The sequence below is a fragment of the Roseovarius sp. D22-M7 genome (assembly GCF_037083785.1).
Lineage (GTDB): Bacteria > Pseudomonadota > Alphaproteobacteria > Rhodobacterales > Rhodobacteraceae > Roseovarius.
Map to the genome: position 1 here is coordinate 1 of NZ_JBAPKY010000169.1, position 1,245 is coordinate 1,245.

1 protein-coding gene and 1 pseudogene are annotated in these 1,245 nt (G+C 65.5%); both read left to right on the plus strand.

Features of this window, described 5'->3' with window-relative positions; all coding sequences use genetic code 11:
* Positions 1-538 (plus strand): transposase (locus V8324_RS21905; protein WP_336422000.1); only part of this gene is annotated, 538 nt, incomplete at its 5' end.
* A 299-nt stretch (positions 539-837) separates the two neighbouring features.
* A pseudogene (locus tag V8324_RS21910) lies at positions 838-1,152 on the plus strand (transposase); the annotation flags it as partial.
* Positions 1,153-1,245 lie beyond the last annotated feature (93 nt).

A 1,245-nucleotide genomic window follows, 5' to 3' on the forward strand; every position in this document is an offset into this window, starting at 1 on the left:
CCCTGCCGGAGCACGCCCGGGACAAACCCCTGGAGATGTGGTTTCGCTGCGCGGCCCTGCGGATCGGGATGAGGCACGGGTCGGCCAGCAGGGCACGCTCACCCGCATCCGGGCGCCGCGCGGCACCCGCGACACCTGGGCCTGCATTGGCCTGCATCTTCGGCGCCGTCTGCGCCCCGACCGCGGAGCCACCGCCGCGCTGCTCATGCCCACCGCCCACCTCGCCGAGATCTCCCGCACCGTCGCCGAGGGCGCACATGCCGTTCTGGTGCTCGACGGTGCCGGAGGGCATGGCGCCAAGGCTCTGAAGGTGCCCGACACCATCACCCTGCTGCCGCTCCCGCCCTACGCCCCGGAGTTCAACCCGCTCGAGCACGTCCGGGCCCGCCTGCGCGCCGACCCCCTCGCCATCTCCGTGTTCAAACCCCGCGAGAAGATCGTGGCACGATGCCGTGACGCTTGGAACTTCTTCGCCAACGACATCGCCACCATGCGCGCGGTCACCACCCGAGAATACGCCAAAGCGATCGAAAGCTAAGGCCGTTGGTATAAGGCCCATGTCAGCGCGGGCGCGATCCTGTCTCTTGTTCGGAGAGTAAATCGCGTCGAAGTTGTTTCGAACAGTCACAGGGCGATCCGTAATGTTGCGATGGGTTGGCTTCTCGCAAGCCGGGAAGACGATCCCGACATCACGTTGGAAAACGCCGAACTGGCGCGCAAGGTCGGTGGCGATGAGGAGGGTTACCCTCACGGAGTTGCGGGGGTCACCCGCGCCCGGTCGAATGAAAATCCTGCGCTGACCCATGCCCATGTCTTGGGCGGCACCGCATGGTTCACGGCCTTGCGGTTCCGGCGGAGATCGCCGCCGCGGATGGCGCCATGGAGTTCTGGAAGGCACTCAAGGAAGTGTTTCCAGGCACCCGTCATCAAAGATGTTGGATCCACAAGATCGCCAACGTCCTGAACAGGTTCGCGAAGTCCATGCAGCCGGCTGTGAAGGCCGACCTGCGCGGGATCTGGCAGGCGGGGACCCGCGGCCCGGCAGAAACGGCCATGGACATCTTCTCCGAGAAATGCGGGACCAAATACGAGAATGCGGTCACCTGTCTGGCGAAGGAGAAGGAGCCGTCGCTCCCCTTCTACGACTTCCCGGCCTATCCGGCGCTCTCTGGTCCGCGCGCGTAGATGTCGTCGTAGCGGGTGATGTCGTCCTCGCCCAGGTAGCTGCCGGTCTGCACCTCGATC